Origin of the sequence: Dokdonia sp. LLG6352-1 (genome assembly GCF_045055815.1) — a bacterium.
Lineage (GTDB): Bacteria > Bacteroidota > Bacteroidia > Flavobacteriales > Flavobacteriaceae > Dokdonia > Dokdonia donghaensis.
The window spans coordinates 2,628,910-2,652,690 of sequence record NZ_CP159329.1; the positions used below are offsets into that span (position 1 = coordinate 2,628,910).

24 protein-coding genes are annotated in these 23,781 nt (G+C 37.1%); 10 read left to right on the forward strand and 14 right to left on the reverse strand.

Annotated features, from left to right (window positions below; all coding sequences use genetic code 11):
• Positions 1-58 precede the first annotated feature (58 nt).
• Positions 59-3,355, forward strand: coding sequence for a GEVED domain-containing protein (locus ABVM49_RS11755; protein WP_405202080.1), 3,297 nt, complete (start codon positions 59-61; stop codon positions 3,353-3,355).
• Between the two features lie 86 nt (positions 3,356-3,441).
• Here ABVM49_RS11755 and ABVM49_RS11760 read toward each other — a convergent pair whose 3' ends face one another.
• The gene (locus ABVM49_RS11760) at positions 3,442-4,476 is read right to left on the reverse strand and encodes an endonuclease (RefSeq protein ID WP_405202081.1); all 1,035 of its coding nucleotides are present in this window, start codon (positions 4,474-4,476) and stop codon (positions 3,442-3,444) included.
• A 9-nt stretch (positions 4,477-4,485) separates the two neighbouring features.
• Positions 4,486-5,697 carry an RsmB/NOP family class I SAM-dependent RNA methyltransferase gene (locus ABVM49_RS11765; RefSeq protein ID WP_405202082.1) on the reverse strand — a complete coding sequence of 404 codons (1,212 nt, stop codon included), beginning with the start codon at positions 5,695-5,697 and terminating at the stop codon, positions 4,486-4,488.
• Between the two features lie 69 nt (positions 5,698-5,766).
• On the opposite strand from ABVM49_RS11765, the gene ABVM49_RS11770 reads away from it, so the two are divergent.
• A complete protein-coding gene (locus ABVM49_RS11770; protein ID WP_405202083.1) occupies positions 5,767-6,891 on the forward strand; it encodes a WD40/YVTN/BNR-like repeat-containing protein in 1,125 nt (374 codons plus the stop codon).
• Between the two features lie 2 nt (positions 6,892-6,893).
• Here ABVM49_RS11770 and ABVM49_RS11775 read toward each other — a convergent pair whose 3' ends face one another.
• From ABVM49_RS11775 to ABVM49_RS11790, 4 genes are all read right to left on the reverse strand, one after another.
• The gene (locus ABVM49_RS11775) at positions 6,894-7,352 is read right to left on the reverse strand and encodes a hypothetical protein (protein WP_405202084.1); all 459 of its coding nucleotides are present in this window, start codon (positions 7,350-7,352) and stop codon (positions 6,894-6,896) included.
• A 2-nt stretch (positions 7,353-7,354) separates the two neighbouring features.
• On the reverse strand, positions 7,355-7,882 hold the full coding sequence (locus tag ABVM49_RS11780) for a hypothetical protein (protein ID WP_405202086.1): 528 nt from the start codon (positions 7,880-7,882) through the stop codon (positions 7,355-7,357).
• 33 nt (positions 7,883-7,915) lie between these two features.
• The gene (locus ABVM49_RS11785) at positions 7,916-8,449 is read right to left on the reverse strand and encodes an RNA polymerase sigma factor (RefSeq protein WP_375252379.1); all 534 of its coding nucleotides are present in this window, start codon (positions 8,447-8,449) and stop codon (positions 7,916-7,918) included.
• Between the two features lie 338 nt (positions 8,450-8,787).
• A complete protein-coding gene (locus ABVM49_RS11790; protein WP_013752207.1) occupies positions 8,788-9,654 on the reverse strand; it encodes an RNA polymerase sigma factor RpoD/SigA in 867 nt (288 codons plus the stop codon).
• Between the two features lie 204 nt (positions 9,655-9,858).
• On the opposite strand from ABVM49_RS11790, the gene ABVM49_RS11795 reads away from it, so the two are divergent.
• Entirely contained in the window at positions 9,859-10,302 is a 444-nt protein-coding gene (locus ABVM49_RS11795; RefSeq protein ID WP_405202087.1) for a Dabb family protein, read from the forward strand.
• A gap of 93 nt (positions 10,303-10,395) precedes the next feature.
• A complete protein-coding gene (locus tag ABVM49_RS11800) occupies positions 10,396-12,147 on the forward strand; it encodes an ABC transporter ATP-binding protein (RefSeq protein WP_405202088.1) in 1,752 nt (583 codons plus the stop codon).
• Between the two features lie 8 nt (positions 12,148-12,155).
• On the opposite strand, the gene ABVM49_RS11805 is transcribed toward ABVM49_RS11800, so the two are convergent.
• Complete coding sequence (locus ABVM49_RS11805; protein ID WP_021779075.1) at positions 12,156-12,536, reverse strand: DUF2237 family protein; 381 nt, start codon at positions 12,534-12,536, stop codon at positions 12,156-12,158.
• Positions 12,537-12,682: 146 nt separating this feature from the next.
• On the opposite strand from ABVM49_RS11805, the gene ABVM49_RS11810 reads away from it, so the two are divergent.
• A complete protein-coding gene (locus ABVM49_RS11810) occupies positions 12,683-13,045 on the forward strand; it encodes a DoxX family protein (RefSeq protein ID WP_405202089.1) in 363 nt (120 codons plus the stop codon).
• Here ABVM49_RS11810 and ABVM49_RS11815 read toward each other — a convergent pair.
• Both ABVM49_RS11815 and ABVM49_RS11820 read right to left on the reverse strand, forming a co-directional pair.
• The gene (locus tag ABVM49_RS11815) at positions 13,038-13,388 is read right to left on the reverse strand and encodes a DoxX family protein (protein ID WP_405202090.1); all 351 of its coding nucleotides are present in this window, start codon (positions 13,386-13,388) and stop codon (positions 13,038-13,040) included. The two genes, ABVM49_RS11810 and ABVM49_RS11815, sit on opposite strands and share 8 nt — an antisense overlap.
• Before the next feature lie 83 nt (positions 13,389-13,471).
• Positions 13,472-13,786 carry a hypothetical protein gene (locus tag ABVM49_RS11820; RefSeq protein WP_405202091.1) on the reverse strand — a complete coding sequence of 105 codons (315 nt, stop codon included), beginning with the start codon at positions 13,784-13,786 and terminating at the stop codon, positions 13,472-13,474.
• Positions 13,787-14,172: 386 nt separating this feature from the next.
• Here ABVM49_RS11820 and ABVM49_RS11825 point away from each other — a divergent pair, with 386 nt between their 5' ends.
• The gene (locus ABVM49_RS11825) at positions 14,173-14,619 is read left to right on the forward strand and encodes a cold-shock protein (protein WP_035324788.1); all 447 of its coding nucleotides are present in this window, start codon (positions 14,173-14,175) and stop codon (positions 14,617-14,619) included.
• Here ABVM49_RS11825 and ABVM49_RS11830 read toward each other — a convergent pair.
• Complete coding sequence (locus ABVM49_RS11830; protein ID WP_405202092.1) at positions 14,616-15,188, reverse strand: pseudouridine synthase; 573 nt, start codon at positions 15,186-15,188, stop codon at positions 14,616-14,618. The two genes, ABVM49_RS11825 and ABVM49_RS11830, sit on opposite strands and share 4 nt — an antisense overlap.
• A gap of 158 nt (positions 15,189-15,346) precedes the next feature.
• On the opposite strand from ABVM49_RS11830, the gene ABVM49_RS11835 reads away from it, so the two are divergent.
• Positions 15,347-15,748, forward strand: a complete 402-nt coding sequence (locus ABVM49_RS11835) for a lipocalin family protein (protein ID WP_405203678.1) — start codon at positions 15,347-15,349, stop codon at positions 15,746-15,748.
• Here ABVM49_RS11835 and rlmF read toward each other — a convergent pair whose 3' ends face one another.
• The 4 genes from rlmF to ABVM49_RS11855 form a co-directional block, all read right to left on the reverse strand.
• On the reverse strand, positions 15,749-16,597 hold the full coding sequence (rlmF, locus tag ABVM49_RS11840; protein ID WP_298350523.1) for a 23S rRNA (adenine(1618)-N(6))-methyltransferase RlmF: 849 nt from the start codon (positions 16,595-16,597) through the stop codon (positions 15,749-15,751). It lies immediately after the preceding gene.
• Between the two features lie 122 nt (positions 16,598-16,719).
• On the reverse strand, positions 16,720-17,004 hold the full coding sequence (locus tag ABVM49_RS11845) for a hypothetical protein (RefSeq protein WP_021779083.1): 285 nt from the start codon (positions 17,002-17,004) through the stop codon (positions 16,720-16,722).
• A 1-nt stretch (position 17,005) separates the two neighbouring features.
• Entirely contained in the window at positions 17,006-18,406 is a 1,401-nt protein-coding gene (locus ABVM49_RS11850; protein WP_405202093.1) for an exonuclease domain-containing protein, read from the reverse strand.
• Between the two features lie 97 nt (positions 18,407-18,503).
• Positions 18,504-18,779, reverse strand: a complete 276-nt coding sequence (locus ABVM49_RS11855; protein WP_375253128.1) for an EF-hand domain-containing protein — start codon at positions 18,777-18,779, stop codon at positions 18,504-18,506.
• A 207-nt stretch (positions 18,780-18,986) separates the two neighbouring features.
• Here ABVM49_RS11855 and ABVM49_RS11860 point away from each other — a divergent pair, with 207 nt between their 5' ends.
• The 3 genes from ABVM49_RS11860 (at position 18,987) to ABVM49_RS11870 (ending at position 23,676) form a co-directional block, all read left to right on the forward strand.
• Positions 18,987-20,087 (forward strand): alkene reductase, encoded by a 1,101-nt coding sequence (locus ABVM49_RS11860; protein ID WP_405202094.1) that lies wholly within the window; start codon positions 18,987-18,989, stop codon positions 20,085-20,087.
• A gap of 71 nt (positions 20,088-20,158) precedes the next feature.
• Positions 20,159-21,205 (forward strand): NAD(P)-dependent alcohol dehydrogenase, encoded by a 1,047-nt coding sequence (locus ABVM49_RS11865; protein WP_405202095.1) that lies wholly within the window; start codon positions 20,159-20,161, stop codon positions 21,203-21,205.
• Positions 21,206-21,348: 143 nt separating this feature from the next.
• On the forward strand, positions 21,349-23,676 hold the full coding sequence (locus ABVM49_RS11870) for a choice-of-anchor L domain-containing protein (RefSeq protein ID WP_405202096.1): 2,328 nt from the start codon (positions 21,349-21,351) through the stop codon (positions 23,674-23,676).
• Positions 23,677-23,781 lie beyond the last annotated feature (105 nt).

The window sequence follows — 23,781 nt, forward strand, 5'->3', positions numbered from 1 at the left end:
GTGAATAAATTATTATTATGTTGTATCTTTCTGATATACAACTATAAACAACACAAAAATGATAAGAAAATTACTTGCAATTTCTTTACTAGTAATGAGTATGTCGGTATTTGCACAAGAAGCACAACCTGTTTCTACTGTAGGCACTGGAACTTATTTAGGTAAAACTGAACCCCTACGAGATTTCCCCACTCTTTCTTCAAGTCCAAGTTATGGATTTTCTGAACTCAATATTGTAGAAAATAATTTTGGTGTGTCACCCGGCGCATCAGAAAATGCGTTACCACTTAATGGAGATCCAGTAGGGCAGCGTACGATGGGAGAAAATATGAGCTATGCGCCCATAGTGAACTTTGATGGAGCAAATGCATCTGAAGGTCAAGCTACACCACCAGATCCATCTGGCGCTGTAGGACCTAATCACTATGTACAAGGTGTTAACCTTGTCATCAAAATATATGATAAAACAGGTAACCTACTCGCGGGGCCCACATCATTAGGAGAGTTTTTAGGAAACGGTGATAATAATGGAGATCCTATTATAATGTATGATCACCTTGCAGATAGATGGTTTGTGAGTCAATTTCAAACTTCAAATAATGCATTAATTATAGGTATATCTGAAACTCCAGATCCAACTGGCGCTTATTTTTTATATGAATATCCACTAGATTCATTTCCAGATTATCCACACTATGCAATCTGGCCAGATGCATATTACCTTACATCAAATAAGAGTGGTGCAACCACATATGCATTAGATCGTGATGCATTACTTGCTGGTGAAGCAAACCCAGCAATACAAGGTTTCAATTTACCTGGTGTTATTGCAAATCCTAATACAGTATTTAGCCCAGAACCAGCGAACTTAACAGGATTTTCATTTCCTCAGGGTGATGTCCCAGGTTACATTGTTTATTTACAAGATGATGGTTGGGGTGCTGCTTTTGACCACCTTAAAGTATGGGAACTAGATATAGACTTCGATAACTCAGCAAACTCAACGGTATCTGCACCATTAGAAATACCAACAGCACCTTTTGATTCTTTTATTGCACCTTTTGGAGCGGGAGAACTTAATCAACCAGGAACTACGAATAAAATTGATATGCTAAGTGGTATTATTTCATATGCAGCAAATTATAGAACTTTTGAAGATCACAACTCTTGGCTCATCACTTTTAATGTTGATGTAAATAGTGATAATACGACTTCTGGAATACGCTGGATAGAATTGCGTAATAGCGACACAGAGCCTTGGTCAATATTCCAAGAAGGAACTTATGCACCAGATGATGGTAATAGTAGATTTATGGGAAGTGGTGCAATGGATGCACAAGGTAACATAGGTCTTGCTTTTAATGTAGGTGGTCCAGATCTAGAAGTAGGTATTAGTTATACTGGACGTTTTGACGGTGATGCACCTGGAGAAATGACGGCAGCTGAGCAAATCATAGTAGAAGGTGGAGGAGTACAGTCTAATACAAATCGCTTTGGAGATTATTCTCAACTTACTATGGATCCAGATAATTTTACATTTTGGCATACATCAGAATATTTCTCTGCTGACAATTTTTGGAATACACGCATCGCGTCTTTTAATCTTTCTGCTGGTTTTGAAACAGATCTAGGTGTTCTTTCTATAGTAACTCCTGAAGATGGAGCCCTTACCAATGCAGAAACTGTAGAAGTTACCGTACGTAACTTTGGAACGGTAGCTCAGAGTGATATTCCTGTCACCTTAACCTTAGACGGTGTAGAGATTGCAAATGAAGTTATCGCTGGGCCTATTGAACCGGGTACTGTTATAAATTACACATTTACTGCTACAGCAGATATGTCTACAGAAGGACAGACTTATATGCTTGAAGCTACAACGGGCTTATCTGGAGATCAGGCTGCTGTTAACGACTCTGCGATTAAAGAAGTAATGCACCTCTTTATGGCAGATGTAGGGGTCACAGCTCTAGTAGCCCCAGTAGATGCATCGGGATTAACAGATGTTGAAACTATAACTGTAGATATTACAAACTTTGGTTCTCAAGATCAAACAGGATTCCCCGTACAATACTCAATAAATGGAAGCACTCCTATTGTAGAGACTTATACTGAGACTCTAGCTGCAGCTAGCACAGCCTCATTCTCGTTTGCTACCACTGCAGATCTTTCTAGCATAGGTTCTTATGATTTTGTGATTGAAACTGCTTTAACAGGTGATCAAGTAGAAGCAAATGATGCCTTTTCTACGACTATTGAGAATCAAGTTTGCCTACCTACTGCATTAAGTGGTTGTAATGTTGACGGTATTAAACAGTTTATTCTTAATACTATAAGTGCAGATGATGGGGCTGATGGTTGTAATACTGAGCCAGACGGCAGCCCAGCTGGATATGCAGATAGAACAGACCTTAGTACAGAATTAAGTAATCTTGCAGGGTCAAATGTATATACATTAAGAGCAAGACAAAACTGGGGAGGCGGAGCCGGTGTTGAAGCACTTTCTGTATGGATTGATTTTAATGACAATGGAGGTTTTGAACCAGAAGAACAGCTTATAGCTGGTGAATTTTTTCAATCATCAAATGTACTAGAGGACTTTACGCTTACTATTCCTGAAGGAGCGGCTCTAGGTTCTCACAGACTTCGTGCAAAAGCAATTGATACATCTGCAAATGGTGATATAAATAATCCTTGTAGTGATTTTTCATTTGGAGAAGTACAAGATTATACGGTGGTAATCACAGATCAACTTCAAACAGCAGATATCGGTGTAGTTGCTATCACAGCACCAGAGTCTGGTGTTGAGCTAGGTAATCAAGATGTTACCATCGAGATGTCAAATTTTGGTTCTTTAGAGCAAATTGATTTTGATGTACAGTATACTATTAATGGAGGTACTCCAGTTGTAGAAACTATTGATACTGCAATAGGTCCTGGGTCATCTATTTCTTATACATTTTCTCAGCAAGCAGATTTAAGCGAAATCACAACCTATGACATCGAAGCAAGAACATTACTTGCATCTGACTCTAATAGTACTAATAATGCGGCTACAACTACTGTGGAATCTACACTTACTGTAGACGATCTAAGTGTAGACTTTTCTGATCTCACGGTAACTAAACTTGAAAATAATAATTTTGATGTGATGCTTACTACAAATTTTGATGGTCGAGTTTACGTCGGACTGTCAAATATTTTAGGGCAACAATTAAAGTATAAACCTATTGCAAAGGATGCAAACGGATATCGTGTCAACCTTGACTTATCAAGTCTTTCTTCAGGGATTTATGTTATTAAGGTAAATGACTTAAGAGGTAACTTTGTAAAAACAGCTAAAATTCTAGTTGAGTAAAATCAATTTTCAGCTTAAACAAAAAGGGATAGACCTCGTGGTCTATCCCTTTTTGTTTTTTAAATAACTACATCTAGTTATGTAAGCTACTTTATGACTAGTCTCTTTGAAGCATCATTAATTTGTAATATATACATACCAGATGAAAGATTTGAAACGTCTAGTGTTTTATATCTTTTATGGTTAGAGGTAGTCTCATTATATAAAACTTGTCCTAATAAGTTATATATTTTTAAAGAAGTAATATCTTGATTGCTTTCAACTTGAACCACCGTATTTGCTGGGTTAGGAAAAACGCTAGTCTCTATAAACTCAGAAGATGGAGCAGAGAGCTCTCCCCAAAAATCCTCAGCAGGTTCGCCTCCCCAAATATTTGTAGCCAGTATAGGGTTGTCTATAAAAGGGTTTCTATTACCATATTCCGCCTCTAGAGGGTCGTTACGTTGCATCTCTACTTCAGATACTGGATCTTCTACATTCCATTCTAAAAATAGCTGTAACATTTGTGTATCACCCTGTAATGGGCCTTGTCCTACAAGTGAAGGCAGGCATTGCTCACCGTAGCGCACATACATATACATCATCGCTCGTGCAACATCCCCTTTCCATTCATCACCTGGGTACCAGTCTCCAGAACCTACATCACCAGAGTTTCCTGTGCCATCGTTAAACTTTTTTGAGCCTCTGTTACCATTGCGTTGTACATCACTAGGTCGTAAGTTATGGGGATCTGCTACGATACCATTACTACTATTACTAGCCGAACCCATAGGAGGGTTTGCTAAGCTACGTGGGAAGGTATGCTCTCTATTATACTCACAGTTATCTCCACCAAATTCATTATTTGATCTTGTAATATCTGTGGTACAGTTACCATCGTTATCATTGAAACCATAAATAAGTAAAACCTCAGAGTCATCCTCAGGGTTGACATCTGTAATTTTAGTAGTATCTCTAAAATCTCCGTAAGTGTAATTTTCATTATAAACAGAAAGTTTTAAGCGCAGCTCTTGCAACAATTCTGTACCCGTAAGATATACAGCCGTATCATCATAATACGATTGTTGAGCAATACTTATAAAGGGGAGGAGTAAAAATAAAAGTGAGAAATATCTTTTCATAGTCTTCTTTTATTGCTTTCGCGAAAGCAAAGCCATATAAAATCCATCATATCCAGATTTTGCTGGGCTTACTGTTTCTTCTTTTTCTAATTGAAATTTCTGGCCCTGTTCTGTAGCCAAAAATGCTTGTACTTGTTCTTGATTTTCTCTGGGTAAAATAGAACAGGTAGCATACACCATCTTACCACCATCTTTTACAATCTTGCTGTAGTTTTGAAGTATGTCTGCTTGACGCTGTACCACCTTATCTACAAACTCTGGTTGTAATTTCCATTTTAAATCCGGGTTACGTTTTATTGTACCTAGACCTGTACAAGGAGCATCAATCAGAACACGATCTGCAGAGCTGTATAGTTTTTTAAATACTTTAGTAGAGGTAATTTCTCTTGTCTCGATATTATGTGCTCCTGCACGCTTAGATCTTCTTTTGAGCTCTCTAAGCTTTCCGGCATAAATATCCATTGCTATTATTTGCCCTTTGTTTTCCATAAGAGCAGCTAGATGAAGTGTCTTACCACCAGCTCCTGCACAAGCATCTACCACACGCATACCCGGTTCTACCTCTAGCATACGAGCAACTTTTTGAGAAGATGCATCTTGTACCTCAAAAAATCCATTTTTAAACGCTTCAGAAGTAAATACATTTTTGCGCTCTACTAGTTCGAGTGCATCTGGATGAGTATCTAGAATTTTTGTATCAATATCTTGGTCTGCAAGAGTATTACGTACTTCTTTTACAGTAGCTTTGAGAGAATTTGCTCGTAATACAACCTGAGCTTGCGTGTTAAGTGCTGCTAGCTCTGCTCCCCATTTCTTTCCAAGTGCTTTTTCTCCCATCTCGTCCATCCAGTCTGGAATAGACTCCTTGTACTTTCTAATTTTTGATAATTCATCAAAACGTCCTTTAATACGGCGTGTAGGGATAGGCTCCATTTGTTTCCAATCTGGCACCTCGATACCACGTAGTGTAGCCCACACTGCAAATAACCTAAATAAATTAGGTCTACTATATGGTGCTTTTACCTCCGCAATCTCAGAGTAAAGACGTTTCCATCTTACAATGTCATAGACCGTCTCTGCTATAAAGCTACGATCTCTCGAGCCCCATCGTTTGTCAAATTTGAGAACCTTGCGCAGAACTTTATCTGCTTGCTCTCCATCATTAAATATCATTCCCAATGCATCTACTGCTGCAAAGACTAGATTTCTGTGTAATTTCATACTATATTTTGAAGCTGCAAAGGTATTGGTTCTTTAATGAATAGTACTATTTTTACTAAAATTTTGACAATGAGATTCCTATCTATTTTATCACTTATATTACTTGTAACGCTTTCTTGCAAACAGGAAACTAAAACTGCACAAAAATCAGACAATGAGCCTATTATCCCTTTTTCTGAGGTTGAAATAGAATTTTTACATCAAGATAGTACGAGTATAAGAGCAATTGAGGTTACAGAAGATGCTGTAATGTATGCTGGTAGTGATGGGCATTATGGAATTTATAAACTCAATCTTACTAATACAAAGACAACAGATGCAGATATTGCATCACAATATGAAGTTGCAAATAAGGGAAGAATAGATTTTTTAGGTAATAATCCATCTTTTAGAAGTATAGCAAGTACCAGTAAGGCATTCTACATTTTGTCTATAGGGAACCCCGCATTATTATATAGATATGATAAAGAGAGTAACGCGGTAACCCTAGTCTATACAGAGCAAAACGAAAAAGTATTTTATGATGCTATGACGTTCTGGAATGATAATGAAGGTATCGCCGTAGGTGATTCACTAGACGGTTGTCTCTCTATTATTATCACGAGAGATGGAGGACTGAGTTGGGGCAAGCTAGCCTGTAGCTCTTTACCTAATCAAATAGCTTCTGAAGGTGCTTTTGCTGCTAGTAATACAAACATAAAAACCATAGGAGATAAGACCTGGATTATTACTGGTGGAGGCACTTCACGTGTTTATTATTCTGGAGATAAGGGTAGAAGCTGGAATATTTATAATACACCTGTTGCTCAGGGTAAAAGCACACTAGGTGCTTATACAATGGATTTTTATGATGAAAATCGCGGTATTATTTATGGAGGAGATTATGAGCAAGCTCAAGATAACAATGATAATATTGCTATAACTGCTAATGGTGGTAAAGATTGGAACGTTATTGCCTCTGGAGCAAATGATGGTTATAAGAGCTGTGTGCAATACGTACCTAACTCTAATGGACAAGAAATTATAGCCTCAGGATTTACAGGTATTTCTTACTCAAAAGATGGCGGAGAAAGTTGGTCACAAATCTCAGATGCTCCCTTTTTAAGCTTTAGGTTTGCAAATGATAGTATAGCTTATGCAGGAGGACGTAATGCCCTTGCAAAACTTACATTTAAAAGAAATACAATTAACTAAAACTATCTATTGCCACGATTACGGCCTTTATCACCGCGAAGTTTACGTATAAGATCTCGTCTAAAATCGTTTTCTGCCTTAAAGAGGACCAAGGTCTTCTTTGAGGTTATTTTATCTTTAAGACCGGTCAATAACTCAGCACGTGCATCAAGCTTTTGCTTTTCTAGTGATTGTATAGTTTGTAACGTTTTTGTGGCTGCGGCCTCATCCATTGAGTCAAAATCTGTTCTGAGCTCTCGCATAACCTTACGCTCGGTGTCATAAATATCATTTACACGGCCGTCATAAATATTATAAACAGGCCAAAAAGTTTGAGCCTCATCTGGTGTAAGCTCTAATCGCTCAGTTATAAAAGCAACTTTAAGCGCTTTAATTTTCTCTCGTTTACTTTCTTTATCCTCTTGTGCTATTGTTGTTGTAGCTATGATAAATGTGAGTACTAATGTTATATATATTTTCATAATTAATCTATGTATAAATCAAAACCATCTAAGCGTTCATCTAGATAATCTATAATAACAGATTCATCTAGGGCAAGATCATTTTGAAGGTCGTTTATATCGTCTTCTGTGAGCCACTCTGCAAATTCTATGCCTTCTAAGTCGGTGGCTTCATCATCAAAATATGCAGCTATTGTAGTGATATCATCACCAGATGAGCTTTGTACCTGAGTCCATACTATACTAACTAGCAGGAGTAATGCAGCAGCAATTCCAGCAATAGGGTAGAGGTACTGTTTTAAACTAATGACTTTAGTTTCGGTGTCATTACTATTAGAAAGATCTTCAGTACGCTTTCGCGAAAGCGTATGTAAAATAGCTTCCTTACTAGTTGCAAAATAGTCGTCTGGCACATCAAATCTAGATGAGCTGCTATCTGATAACTGATTATCTAAGCTTATCTGATTTAATAAATGCGCTTTACTCTCTTGAAAATAGTTTTCTGGAGTATTGAACCCTCGATGTTTTGGTATGTTGTTTTCTGTTTTCACGTTACTAATAAGACATTTTAAATATCTAAAGGTTTAATCACTGGTTAGAATACTGGTTAGTTTCTTGGTCGCAATGTGATAAGAACTTTTTAGAGCGCCCACAGAAGTACCCAGTATCTCGCTTATATCATCATACTTCATATCTTGGTAATACTTCATCTGGAACACGAGTCGTTGCTTTTCTGGTAGTTGCGTAAGTGCTTTTTCTAGTGCAATTTGTATATCATTACCAGTAAAATAAACATCACTCTCTAAGTTTTCTATTATTCTATCTTGTAACTCTTCACTTGATATCTGAGCTTGTTTTGCTCTTTTCTTCAAGAATGTGAGCGATTCATTTGTCGCAATTCTATAGAGCCAGGTGTACAATTTACTATCACCTTTAAAGTTTTTTATACTCTTGTAAACTTTTATAAAAACATTTTGAAGCACATCATCTGCATCTTCGTGATTTTTTACAATACCTCGTATATGCCAGTAAAGTGGCTTTTGATACGTGTCAAGTAATAATGAGAAGGACCTAGTGTCGTCCTTCTGGAGGGATGCTATGAGCTGTTGTTCTTCTATTTTAGTAAGCTTTACTTAGTTATTGGACTCTTTAAGTTGTAAAAGGTTTAATTATCATCAATAATAACTTTATGGTAGTCTTTATTTAACATTAAAATTCCACTTTATCGATAAAGTGCGTTTTATAACGATTAAATACACAAAAAGCTTGTGAGCTTTAAAAACATCTTTTATATTTACACCATCATAAAGAAGTTGATTAATTTGCGAATACCCCAATTCATATATTGATTTAATGATTTGATAAGTGCCTTACCCCAAATTGGGCACTTTTATCTAACCTACTAAACTAAAAAAGCCCGTATTAACGGGCTTTTTTTATGAATTAGAATTACGTACTATCCTAAGTATTTCATTAAGATTTTACTCTTAGAAGTGTGACGCAATCTTTTGATTGCTTTCTCTCTAATCTGGCGTACACGCTCACGACTTAGGTCAAAAATATCACCTATTTCTTGAAGTGTCATCGCTGGTTGATTACCTAAACCGTAGTTAAGACGTACAACCTCTGCTTCTTTTTCTGTAAGTGTATCTAGCGCTCTATTGATCTCAATACTTAGTGACTCTTGCATAAGCTCTCTATCTGGGCGAGGTGACTCGCTAGAACTTAATACGTCATAAAGGTTGTTATCATTTTCTCCTTCGGCAAATGGCGCATCCATACTAAGGCTGCGGCTCACATTCTTAAGAGATATTTTTACTTTCTCCTCAGAGATATCAAGATACTTTGCAATCTCACCAGAGGTAGGCTTACGCTCGTGTACCTGCTGTAAGTAAACCATTGCTTTGTTAATCTTGCTTATTTCTCCAATTTTATTAAGAGGTAAACGTACTGTACGTGCGTGCTCTGCAATAGCTTGTAAGATAGATTGTCTAATCCACCATACTGCGTATGATATAAATTTGAAACCTCTTGTCTCGTCAAAACGTTTTGCCGCTTTTACAAGACCTACGTTTCCTTCATTAATAAGGTCAGATAGTGATAGACCTTGGTTTTGATATTGCTTTGCTACAGATATAACAAAACGAAGGTTTGCGCGTGTAAGTGCATCTAGTGCTCGCTCATCTCCTTTTTGAATACGCTGTGCTAACTCAACCTCCTCTTCGGCAGTAATCAAATCTATCTTGCTCACATCCTGAAGATAATTATTCAGGGATTTCGTCTCTCTGTTAGTAACCTGCTTGGTGATTTTGAGTTGTCTCATATGGTATAATTATATTTATATATGGTCTAGTATAGCCGAAATAAGTAATACAAACAACTATTTAACTAAACCTGTTAATGTATAGCCCAAAAGCGGAAACAAATAATAAATACTTGTACTTTCTAGATGCTTACTCTAAGGCCTCTAATAAACTTATACGTAGAATTTTCTATTTTGTTACATTTATAAACAAAAATATTCGGTATGAAAAGAATTAATGTTGTTATACTCTTATTATTAATGTGTTATGTTTCTTGTGATACCCACACAAAAACAGAAAATAGTAATATTAAGGACACACATAGTACAACTATTAATGATAAAGAGGCAAATTTTGACCCTACATATGTACACGTGGTTTACTTCTGGTTTAAAGAAGGCACAACAAAGGAGGATCACCTTCTGTTTGAAAAATCTCTGCGTACCTTTTTAAATACTTCTCAATATGCAAAGACTAACTTTATAGGCACAGCACCTCAAGCAACCAGAGCCGTGGTAGATGATAGTTTTACATACAATTTAGTACTTAGTTTTGACTCAGCACAGGCACAAAAGGCTTATCAAAATGAAGCTGCACATAAGGTCTTTATAAAAGAGTGTGAACATCTTTGGGAAAAGGTAATCGTTTATGACGCACAAAAAATCTAAAGTAAGCTCTTTACCAAGCTTGTGCCTTTCTTGTGGTGATTAATGGATATGAGTACGCTTTCGCGAAAGCGCATTTATAACTAGCTTTACCCTATGACAAAGGAAAAAGAAAAAAAAAGTAAAGTCACTATAGCATCTGCCTTTACATCTATTATTTGGCCTCGCCGAAAGTTAGTTTTTATAGGCCTCATATTAATAGTTATAGGTAGACTTGCCAGCCTTATTTTACCTTGGAAATCTAAGGCTCTACTGGATGACATTATTCCTAATAAGGATATGAGTGCTCTTTATGATCTACTCTGGCTCGTAGGTTTTGCATTACTCATACAGGCAGTAACCTCATTTTTACTCACGCGCATACTAAGTGTGCAAGCGCAATACCTCATATCAGAATTAAGAGCTCAAGTTCAAAAAAAGGTACTGTCACTACCTATAAGTTTTTTTGATAATTCTAAGTCTGGAGCCCTAGTTTCTCGTATTATGAGTGATGTAGAAGGAGTACGTAATTTAATAGGCACAGGGCTTGTACAGCTCGTGGGAGGTACTATTACAGCAATTGTATCACTTGTGCTTTTAATACGTATCAACGCTTTGATGACACTTTTTGTCTTTTTACCAGTAGCAATTTTTGGTTATGTCGCGTTAAGAGCATTTAAGTACATACGTCCTATCTTTAGAAACCGAGGTAAAATAAATGCTCAAGTAAAAGGGAGACTTACCGAAACGCTTGCAGGAGTGCGTGTTATAAAAGGTTTTGGAGCAGAGGCACAAGAAAATAAAACTTTTGAAGAAGGTGTAGACAAGCTATTTCAAAATGTAAAGAAAAGTCTTACTGCAACAGCAGTAATGACCAGTAGTTCTACATTTTTACTAGGTCTTGCCTCTGTAGGTATAATGGGTATAGGAGGTTATTTTATGATACAAGGGGAGATGACCACCGGTGAGTTTTTATTTTTTACACTCTTACTAGGTTTTATGATTGCTCCCATCGTACAGATGAGTAATATAGGCAGCCAGCTCACAGAGGCGCTTGCGGGTCTAGATCGTACAGAGGAGTTAATGAATATGACACCAGAAGATGAGCTAGGTAATCGTGATATAACACTTGATAAATTACACGGTGATATCAAGTTTGATAATGTTTCTTTCTCTTACGAGAAAGGCAAACAAGTGATACATAATATCTCATTTGAAGCAAAAGCGGGTACAACAGTTGCACTAGTGGGAAGCTCCGGATCTGGTAAGTCTACCATTGCAGGCCTGGCGGCTACATTTTTAAATCCGCAATCTGGAGAGGTATCTATAGATGGTAATGACTTGTCTCGAGTACAGCTATCAAGTTACAGACAAAATTTAGGGGTCGTTCTTCAAGACGAATTCCTTTTTGAGGGAACTATACGTGAGAATATACTCTTTCCCAGACCAAATGCTAGTGAAGAACGATTATTAAAAGCTGTAAAAGCTGGTTATGTAAATGAGTTTACAGACCGTTTTGATGACGGTCTTGACACATTAATAGGTGAGCGTGGGGTGAAGCTATCTGGAGGCCAGCGACAACGCATCGCCATAGCTAGGGCTATACTCGCAGATCCAAAAATAATTATACTAGATGAAGCCACTTCAAATCTGGATACAGAGAGTGAAGCGCTTATTCAAAAATCGCTCTCTGAGCTCGTAAAGGATAGAACGACAATTGTAATTGCCCATAGACTCAGTACGATTAAAAAAGCAGATCAGATTCTAGTGATTGAAGATGGTCGTATTGCAGAGCGGGGTACTCACGATACTCTCATAGCGCAAGAGGGAAGGTATTATGATCTTTACACCTATCAAGCAAAGATATAGTGTGAAGCTTATAAAGCGTAGGCTTCAAGCACCTCAATAGTTGTATACTCTAGTGCTTTTTGATGTGTGGCTGCAAGGTTAAGTAGGGGAGCAACCCCAGCCTTTTCGGCTTCTAGCCAGCGCATTATACAAAGGCACCATCCATCATTAGGCTTAAGACCGGGAAAATTATATTGAGGTATAGGAGTAGAAAGATCATTTCCTCTAGTCTTTGTGTAGTTTAAAAATGCCTCGGTCATAACTGCACAAACTACGTGTGTGCCTCTATCTATACTTGCCGTCCGGCAGTAACCATCTCTAAAATAACCAGTCATAGGGTCTGTACAGCATCCTATAAGTGTTTCTCCATAAACATTATATTCTATAGTAGATGATGGCGTGTGACTCATTTCTAAAAATTTGTTAATGATTATACCGTGTTCTTAATAAAGATATAAAGTTACGGTTATACATTCTTATAATTATCACAATATGTAAATCCTTGTTTAATAAAAACGCTAAATTTATAAACAACTAATCATAAGAAAATTCAATAATGGATTATTTATCAATTATCTTAAAGTGTATTGTAGGACTAAGCATATTAAATGTATGGTTACTACGCACCGGTACATCTTCACAATGGAGAGGCGGTAATGCGAGCACGCTCAAAGAAGAGTTTGCACACTATGGACTATCAGAAAGTACAATGAAGATTGTAGGAACTATAAAATGTTTACTTGCTGTAGGTTTACTAGTTTCAATCTTTTTTCCTGTTCTAGAGTTTTACAGCGCACTAGGTATTGCTATAATGATGGCTGGAGCTATCGCTATGCACCTTAAGGTAGGAGACCCTCTTAAAAAGTCATTTCCAGCATTCTTATTTCTGGCAATTTCAGTTTTAATAATTCTTATCTAATAGCGATAAGATAATAGGCTAAGTAAGCATTGAGAACAAAAAATGTAAACGCAGGTAGTGAGGCTATAAAGCTATCTTTTATGCGAAGTCTTACAAACCATCCCAATAGCATAAGAAGTGAAATACCTATTAAGGCACTTATTTGTAATGGTCTATAAAAGAAACCTATAATAATACCCAGACCACCTAGTATTTGTGCAACACCAGTAATTTTACGTTGTGTCGCAGAGAGGCCAAAACGTTTAAACTCGGCAGTCATAAAGTTTGAAGATAAACAACTTATGCCGTAGTATAAGAATGAAAACCCTATCAAACCTATAAGAATTGTATGTGCTGTTTTCATATAAACTGTTGTGTTACAAATGTACTACCCCTCATAAAATAAAAGCGACCCATAGGTCGCTTTTTATATTGAGTACAATTGTCTTATTGTGTGTATTGGCTACTTTGCTCTTCTAGGTTTTCGTTAGATTCACCACCCTGACTGTACAACATATTTTCTTCATCCTTAATATGGTTGGTAGTTTTTTTACTGGCCTGCTTGCGTCCAGGTACATCTAGGTCTTTTCCAGAAAAATCTACTTTTTCTGTTCTATTAGTGAGAGCTACGTCATCACCACCATCTTGGCGTATGTTGTTTTCAAAATCTTGACCTAAGGCCTTTAAATCTTCAGATGTTACATCAGAGTTATAAGTAGTATCCTTTTGTTCTTCCTTGAGCTTATTGTTTGTATCTTTCATTGGTTTCATAATGTTCTTTTTTATTAAAGTTACGACTATGTACCACCTTTCAAGACTATTTTAACCCGCCACTAAGAAAAAGATAACAGACTTGTTAAAATAGTGGGCGGTTATAATTTTTGGCATTACACCCTAAAAGACTTCTATATCTTATGTAAGTAAGCTCTTAATACAACGTAGTAGTGTGTTGTAAGAATAATTACGCTTTCGCGAAAGCGTAAAAACCACTTTTAATTCCTATCTTTACAATAATCACAATATATGGCAAAGCATACTAGAAGCAGAGTCACAGTTATTTATGTAAGTTCTTATAATAAATAGCGACTAATATGTGAACGTTAAGAGATATTCTCGCAACGTAATAATTAAACACGATAAAAGAGTTAATGGCTAGACCACAAGAAACCTTTGGTAAAAAAGAAAGAGAAAAGAAGAGGCTTAAAAAAGCAGAAGACAAACGCAAGAAAAAACTTGCCCGTAAAGAGAGCGGAGAGAAATTAAATGAGTTTGTATACGTAAACCACCTAGGACAACTAGTGGATACGCCACCAGATCCATCACTTAAAGAAGAAGTAGATGTAGAAGACATCGTTTTAGGAATTCCTAAAAAAGAAGAAGGTGATGAACCAGATCCAATAAAAACTGGATTTGTTGAGTTTTTTGACTCTTCAAAAGGTTTTGGATTTATTAAAGATGCAGATACTCCAGAAAAGTACTTCGTTCACATATCTGAAGTTATAGAAGGAGAACTTAAGGAAGGAAACAAAGTTTCTTACGAAATAGAAAGAGGACAAAAAGGGATGAACGCCGTGCGCGTTAATAAGATTACTTAAAGTAATTCTTTTACCTCAATAACTTGGCTAGGCTCCAGACCTTTTAGGGTTTGTGAGCCTATTCTTATTCTTACAAGTCGTAGTGTAGCAAAACCTACTGCGCTAGTCATCTTACGTACTTGTCTAAATTTACCCTCAGTAATGGTAATTGAGATCCACGGCGCTGGGCCGTGTCGCAAGTCTCTTATCTTTTTTGCACGTTCTGGAAAACCAGGGTCACCATCTATGCGTCTGGCTTTACAAGGTTTTGTTATATATTTCTTACCCTCTACACTTATTTCTACTCCTTGAGTTAATGCGAGAATAGCTTCATCTGTAATAGCGCCATCTACCTGAGCATAATACTCTTTTTCTACCCCAGAAGTGTTTATAGTGTGGGATAGCTTACCGTCTGTAGTCATAAATAGTAAACCTTCTGAGTGCTCATCAAGTCGCCCCACAGCCATAGTGCCTTCTGGAAAATCATAAAACTCTTTTAAAAATTTCTTTTTACGAACTTGTCTTGCATCATTAGAAATGAGCTGACTTAAATAGCCATACGGTTTAAACAACTTAAAGTGTCTATGCATAGATTGTGAGATAGTCTAACGAAAGTATAGGATTCATTATAATTCTTATATTTATTAATGCAAAAATTACTAGTCAGCCTCGTTATTTTCTTATTTATAACTTCTTGTACAAATGAAAATCTACTCCATTTCAGGTTCCAAGTGATATTAAAAATCTTATCGCGGGTGATAGTGTAAAGACTTGGAAACTTGTCAAAAGGTATAATGGTAAAACCCGTATGAATATGGGAGATTGTTTTTTACACTACAGGCAAAGCTTTTATAGCAATGGCACTGTAACAGATAATAACGCACAACACCCATCTTGTGGACCATCTTTATCTGGTACTTGGAGTATCATAAAAGATAGCCTAGGATATACTCATATTAGAATAACAAGTGTAAAACTCAAAGAACTCCTTCATATAGACAAAGATTATAAGGATTTTAGAATCTTTTATGCTAGTAAAGATTCTTTACACCTATCATATACTCATAAACAATTTGGTAAAAAACGAAGAATCTCAGATTATCTTGTGAGTGAAGAACTAAGCATACCTGACCGTAAGTTTCATCACTAATTATTCTTTAAAACGCCAAGCTAGAAATCTTGATTTCTTATTACCTTGAGACATATCTACAGTTTTATGCTCTGCCTTAAGTTTTTCTAGTTGCTTTCTTATTTTAGGCAAGTGCTCGCTTTTTGATACTAGGGTAGTAAACCAGCCTACTTGATCTTTAAAGTGTACACTTTCTTTTACCATACGTTTTATAAATAGTGCCTCACCACCGTTACACCACAACTCGTTAGATTGCCCTGCAAAGTTGCGTTCTACCTCTTTGAGCTTTAGGTTTTTTGATTTTTCTTTGGTTGCCTTAAAAGCCTCTTTTTCTGAGCTATAAAAAGGAGGATTACACATTGTAAAGTCATACTGCTCACCAGGTAGAATAGCACCTTCAAAAATTTGAGCTCTTTGTTGCTGGTATACAGCAGAGAGAAAACCTTTGAGGTGGGTGTTTTTTTCTAGTAATAAATTTGCGTTTTGTACGGCCTTTGGGTCTATATCGACACCTTTCATTTTCCAGTTAAATAATGATCCTCCTAGTAATGGGTAGATGAAGTTTGCACCAGTACCTACATCAAGGCCTTGAGCTTGCTTATCTGTATTAAGAAAGTCTTTGAGATATAAGATGTAATCTGCACGACCAGGTATTGCAGGCGCCAGATATCCCTCTGGAATATCATACCAGTTAAGAGAGTAATCATTGAGTAAGATGGCTCTATTAAGCTCTAAAACAGCTTTGGGGTTTGAAAAATCTATGGTTTGAATACCTCTGTTAGTTTCAAGTATATGAGGTGCAAGCTCCTTATTTGCTTTACGTAATTGTTTAAAGAGGTAAGGACCTATATTCTTATTATCTGGATGCATAAAATTGTATTTGAGCACAATAAGAATAGTTAAGTATTTCCTTGTGCTTTTAGGAAGCACAAAACTACAACTAATGCTGGTATCACCCCTTACAATTCTTAGTTAATACGTCTTATGACTCGTTAAGCAAGTTTACCTCTGTATGCGAGAGATATCATATTATGAGACAGTAGTGTGCTTTTATCATCTAGATAGGTAGACAAATAAGATATGACAAGAGCGCGTTGCTCTGTAGATAAGTTCTTATAAGCTGGCCGGGCAATACGTTTATCCCATTTTGTACCTACTACATTGTCTAGTGCAATGCGCAAGTAACAGTGGTTCTCAAAATTGAGCTCTGGATACTTTTGTGTTAGTGTATCAGGTAGCTGTAGGTAGTAGGTTTTGTAATCCAATGTGGTGTTCATATCAGGCAGAAATAGCTAGGGGAATTATACTTGGGTTTTTATGTCTACGCAGGTAACTTCTCAAAATAACATCTGTGTGGTAGGTACTTTTCTTAAGATTAAGATATGAAGCCACTTCATCAAAATGACTAAGCTGCTCTGTCTCTGGCACAAAACCAAAACCTTTATAAACTCCTTTATCTATGTAGATAAAAGCCGTTTCATCTTCAGTACGGCCACGTTCTTTAATAAGATATGTTTCATTTTCTGAGTAATAAGCCGCTAGTGCTTGATGTACTCGATCATTATAATCTGCGACGGCTTCTTCGTCATTACACACTCCTTTACAGCCTTTAAGACGGTAATGTGAACACTGACCAAAAGTGGCTTGTAACCCACAATAACGGGCGCATAGGTGATATGTATCACACAGTTCCATTAAACGCTCTGTGGCTTTTGCTTTCGTATAAACTTTATCTGTTGCACTTGCACGATACTTAGACTTTGCAACAGCGAGCTGTAGTATTCCTTTTCTATTTTCATAAGAGACAATAGCATAGGTGCTCACAGGCATCTTTTGCGCTCTATTAAATTTTGGAAAGTACTGTTCTATATATTCAGACTCAAGTAGTAGTGCGCAAAGTTCATTACCTGTTACTTCATAATCTATTTGATATGTTTCTTGACCTAGGAGATATTTCTTATTCTTTTTATCATAAAAGTGTGATAACACGCGCTTCTTGATATTAATCGCTTTCCCTACATAAATGATTTTACCGGCACGGTCTTTAAATAAATAAATACCTGCCGTTTCTGGAAGCTCTTGAATAATTCGCGAAGGTAGGTGAGGAGGTAATGTAGCCTCTTTAGACCGTACATTTAAAAATGCGTTCATAACCTTTTTGCCCTCATCTAGATCTAGCAACCTTTTAAAAAGAATAACAGTAGCATCTGTATCACCTTCTGCTCGGTGTCTGTTATTAAGAGGAATCCCTATTGACGCACAAAGATTACCTAGTGAGTAACTAAACAAATTAGGAATAAGCTTGCGCGAAAGACGTACCGTGCATAATTTTTTACGCACAAATGAAACTCCAAGTCTTTTAAACTCTCCTTTAATCACATTAAAATCAAAGTTGACATTGTGAGCTACAAAAATGGCACCCTCTGTAATTTCCAAAACGCGCTGAGCGATTTCTTCAAAGAGGGGTGCATCTTCTACCATTGCATCATCTATACCAGTAAGATTAGTAATAAATGGTGGAATGTATTGCTCAGGATTTACAAGCGATGTAAACTTGTCTATTATTTCTCCATCCTTAAGACGTACTGCGCAAAACTCGGTAATGCGATTACCGTTTATTCCTTTACCCGTGGTCTCAACGTCTATAATACAATGATATGTAGGTGCTAACTCAGTCATAATTGAGTAACAAAACTACACTTTATTTTTGATTATTAGGAATTATTCCAAAAAAATGGATTAAAATATGCGCTCTATTGGAAAAATTGTGAACTCATTAGTCTTTATCCTTAATTTCATCAAGTGCTGCCTTAAATTCTTCCCAGCTCACATTATCATTTCCATCTTTGCTATACCCATCTATTAAGGCATTTGCCACGATAGATCTTATAAATCCGCTTATTTCAGCTTTCTTTAGAAGGGCTTTAATTTCACTTTTAGAGAGTGTTCCATTTCCATCTTTATCAAAAAACGCAAAAGCCTGCTCTGGACTATCAAATTCTTGAGTTATGAGGATTTGCAGTTTATTGAGGATCATATCTTTGGTTGCCATAACTGTATTATTTTAAATTATATATCTGTTTTCTATGCTTGTCACGCTTTTAAAAATACATAATCTATTGTCTATTGCTTGGCTTAAATAGTGAGAGTTTCCATTTTCACGAAAGTGAAATTCTTTGTGAAACCCTTTATTTTCATTTAACAACGTATTAACGGAGAAGCACGTTGAGACGCTCTAAATTTGTTAAAAAAAGAAACTATGGATACTAACAGCCAACTATTATCACCGCTCAATACTGAGCGTTTATCTCTTAAAAACAAAGTAGTAATGGCACCTCTCACAAGGTCTAGAGCTACCCAAGAACATATACCTACAGCGATAATGTCACTCTATTACGGGCAACGCGCTGGGGCCGGATTAATAATCACAGAAGGTACAGCTCCTTCGCCTAACGGTGTGGGCTATGCACGCATACCAGGTATCTATAATAGTGATCAAGTAGAAGCTTGGAAACCTGCAACAGAGGCCGTTCACAATAGAGACGGAAAGATCTTTATGCAGCTTATGCATACAGGTAGAATCTCGCATCCAGATAATATGCCAGAAGGGGCAAAAATACTTGCACCATCTGCCATACAACCAGAAGATACAAAGATGTATGTGGATGGTAAGGGTGAGTTAGAAATCCCAGAGCCTACCGCGATGACTCAAGACGATATTAATACTGTGATTGAGGAATATGTACAAGCGGCAAAAAATGCTATTGAAGCTGGTTTTGACGGAGTAGAGGTACACAGCGCAAACGGCTATTTACTGGACCAATTTGTAAACGCAGGTACAAATAAAAGAACAGACAACTACGGAGGCTCTGCCGAAAATAGAAGCAGATTAACACTAGAAGTCACTGCAAAAGTTATTGAGGCTATAGGAAAAGATAAAGTAGGTATACGCTTATCTCCTAATGGGGCGATGAATGATTTAGGACCTTTTGAGGGGCAAGAAGAGACGTTTGATTATCTATCAAAAGAGTTAGAAAAACTAGATGTACTATATATACATCTCGTAAATCACGGCTCTATGGGTGCACCAGCTTTACCAGATGACATACGTACCAATATACGTGACAATTATAATGGCCTACTTATTTTAAGTGGAGGCTATGATGCTCAAGAGGCAAATAAAGACTTAGAAGATAATAAAGGAGATCTTATTGCCTTTGGCCGTAAATTTATTGCAAATCCAGATTTGGTAACACGATTTGAAAAAGATACTTCACTTAACGAGCCAGATCAAGATACATTTTATACTCCAGGTAAAGAAGGATACACAGATTACCCAACGCTAGAAGAAAGTAAGTAAACCCTAAGAGTGGTTATAATTACGCTTTCGCGAAAGCAAAAACACTAACCAATTAGTTCAAAAAAATTATTATGACAGAAGTAAAAGCATACGGTGCTCAGGATAAAGAGGCAGATTTAAAGGAAATGACAATAGAACGTCGTGACACCTTGCCTACAGATGTAAAAATTAAAATAACCTATTGTGGCGTTTGTCACAGTGACATACACACTGTGCGCAGTGACTGGGGACCTTCTATGTACCCAGTAGTGCCTGGCCACGAGATTGTAGGTGAGGTAATAGAAGTGGGTGACGAGGTTTCAAAATTCAAAAAAGGAGACCTTGTAGGTGTAGGATGTCTAGTAGATTCTTGCCAGGAGTGCTCATCTTGTGAGAGTGATCTAGAGCAATTTTGTCTCAATGGCGCTACGTGGACGTATAACAGTAAAGACAAGCATACAGACGGACACACCTTTGGAGGGTATTCTCAAGAGGTAGTGGTTGATCAAAATTTTGTACTTAACATCCCAAAAAACCTTGACACAAAAGCAGTAGCACCACTATTATGCGCTGGTATTACAACTTTCTCTCCATTACATCACTGGGGTGTAAAGGAAGGAATGAAAGTAGGCGTTGTAGGTCTAGGAGGTTTAGGTCATATGGGACTAAAATTTTCTCACGCAATGGGAGCAGAGACAGTTATGATTACAACTTCTGAAGGAAAGGCAGAAGATGCAAAAAGGCTAGGTGCAGATGATGTACTTATCTCAAAAGATAAAGACGCTATGAAGTCTCATAAAGGATCTTTTGACTTTATTCTTAATACAGTACCGGTAAGCCACGACATTAACCCATACCTAGAGCTACTAGCTATAGATGGTACAATGTGTATGGTAGGAGCCATAGAGCCGCTACCAGATGTGCACGGTGGTAACCTTATCTCTGGTCGTAAAAGTGTAGCTGGATCTCTTATAGGAGGCATAAAAGAAACTCAAGAAATGCTTGATTTTTGTGGTGAACACAATATTATAAGTGATATTGAGATGATAGATATGTCTAGTATTAACGAAGCTTATGAGCGTGTGCAAAACAACGATGTGAAATACCGATTTGTAATCGATATGGAATCATTGAGTTAAAATAATATTACGATTAAAAAAAGCGAACTTTTGAGTTCGCTTTTTTTATTGCTCTACGTTTAAGATTCATCACTTTGTTATTATAATGTTCATTGCGATATAATAGTCGTAGTATTTACATTTGCACCATCCATAAAATAATAATGCGACACTTTATAGTTTTTTGCTTTCTTATTATATCTACAAGTCTCATAGCACAAAACGTGGTGGTAGATAGTCAAACATATACTCCACAGCAATTAATAGAGGACATTCTCATAGATAGTAACTGTATCTCAAACATACAGGTCACAAACGTTGTAGGAGGAGATTTTGGAGGACAGGAGCAGAGCTATGGCTACTTTAATGCAAACGGTAGTAACTTCCCTCTTCAAGAAGGGATTGTTTTAAGTACCGGAAGATTGCAGAATGTGCAAGGACCTAACACGAGTCTCAGTGATGATGATGCTCCAGACTGGCTAGGAGATGCAGATCTTGAGTTTGTACTTGATGAGCAAAATACGACTAATGCTACTATACTAGAGTTTACTTTTCAATCTACTGCCTCAGAGGTACGTTTTAGATATCTATTTGCCTCAGAAGAGTATCAAGAGGGTAATCCTAACACTTGTAATTTTTCAGATTTATTTGGGTTTCTTATAAGAGAAGAAGGCGAGCAAGGGTATGAAAATATTGCCTTAGTACCAGACACAACTACCCCAGTAAAAGTTACAACCGTACATCCAGAAATACCTAATGGCTGTCCTGCCATAAACGAGTTTTACTTTGAAAGCTTTAATGGTAACACAGCACCCATTAACTTTAATGGGCAAACCAAAGTAATTGAAGCAAAAGTAATTATACAGCCTAATGTAAACTATCAAGTTAAGCTAGTAATAGCAGATGAGCAAAACTTTAGATTTGACTCTGCTGTCTTTTTAGAGGCGGGAAGTTTTCAGTTAGGCACAGATTTAGGTCCAGATAGAACTGTAGCGGGTGGTAATCCCATTTGCGGTGCAGGAGAAACCACACTTGTAGTAAACGAACCTCTTGCAACAGCATTTATGTGGGAACGTGATGGTATACCACTATCAGAAACTTCTAACGAACTTACGGTGAGTCAAGGTGGATTTTACACTGTAGAAGTTGTTCTAGATAATGGCTGTGAAGCCTTTGGTGAAGTCACAATAGAGTTTGCTCAATATCCTACCGTTTCTAATAGTACGTTACAGCAATGTGATGCAAATGGAGACGGCTTATCGCAGTATAACTTATTTGACGCATTAGATGACGTAACTGTAAACGATAACAGCCTTATCATAACTGGATTTTATAACAACTTTTCAGATGCCGAAAGTGAAGTAAATGTAATTGGAAATCCTAACACATTTCAAAACACACAAGCAAACCAGGTTGTATACGCACGTGTTGCATCACAAGCAGGATGCAGCACTATTGCTAGCGTACAGCTTACTACGGGTAACGAGACACTAGTACTAGATGCCTTAGAGGTGTGCGATACAGATGGAATTATAGATGGCTTTACAGAGATCAGTCTCACCTCACTCACAATGCAGGTACAAGACCAAATACCTACTGGAGCCACTGTAAGCTTTTATGAAACTGAAGAGGATGCATTTAATCAGCAAGGGGAAATAACTACTTCATTTATAAACACAGAGGCTTTTAATCAAACCATTTATATCCGTGTTAATGATAATGGGCAGTGCCTGTCTATCACAACGGCAGATATAGTTATTCTGTCTCCGCCAGTAATGGCAGATGATGAATTGCGTTTTTATTGCATAAATAACTTTCCTGAGACTATAACGCTTAGTGCGGGAGTAATAAGCAATACTGCTGGTTTACAGTATACCTGGCAGCATAATGGCACGCTACTTTTAGACAATACATCAACTATTGCGATTAATGAACCCGGGAACTATCTCGTAACCGCCGTAGGAGCAAATGGCTGTGAGTCGTCAAGAAGTATTAATGTAACTCCATCAAGTACAGCAACTATAACTAATGTTTCGGTTGTAGACGGAGGAGAAAATAATACCGTAACGATCACTGCAGAAGGTAGTGGCGTTTATGAGTATTCCCTGGGAAGTATTTTAGGTCCATATCAAGAATCACCTACTTTTCAAAACGTGCCCGCAGGTCTTTACAACCTCTTTGTTCGTGATGTAAACGGTTGCGGTATAACTTCAAAAGAGATCTCTGTTATAGGTTTTCCTACCTATTTTACACCTAACGGTGATGGTATAAATGATACTTGGAAACTTCAGGGCGCTGGGCAAGACACCAGTACCACAGTTCGTTTCTTTATTTTCAATCGCTATGGGAAGTCTATGTATCAATCACGTGCAATGGGTAATGGCTGGAATGGAATTTACAATGGAGTTGAACTTCCACCAGATGATTACTGGTATTTAGTCGAGCTTGAGGATGGTCGTATCTTTAGAGGTCACTTTTCATTATTGAGATAATTGAGATGGTATTCCGCTTTCGCGAAAGCGTAAATCACCTTTTTATTTAACACCCTTTTAGATTGCTAGCCCTCGTTTTAACAATACTTTACAGCGGCAAATTAT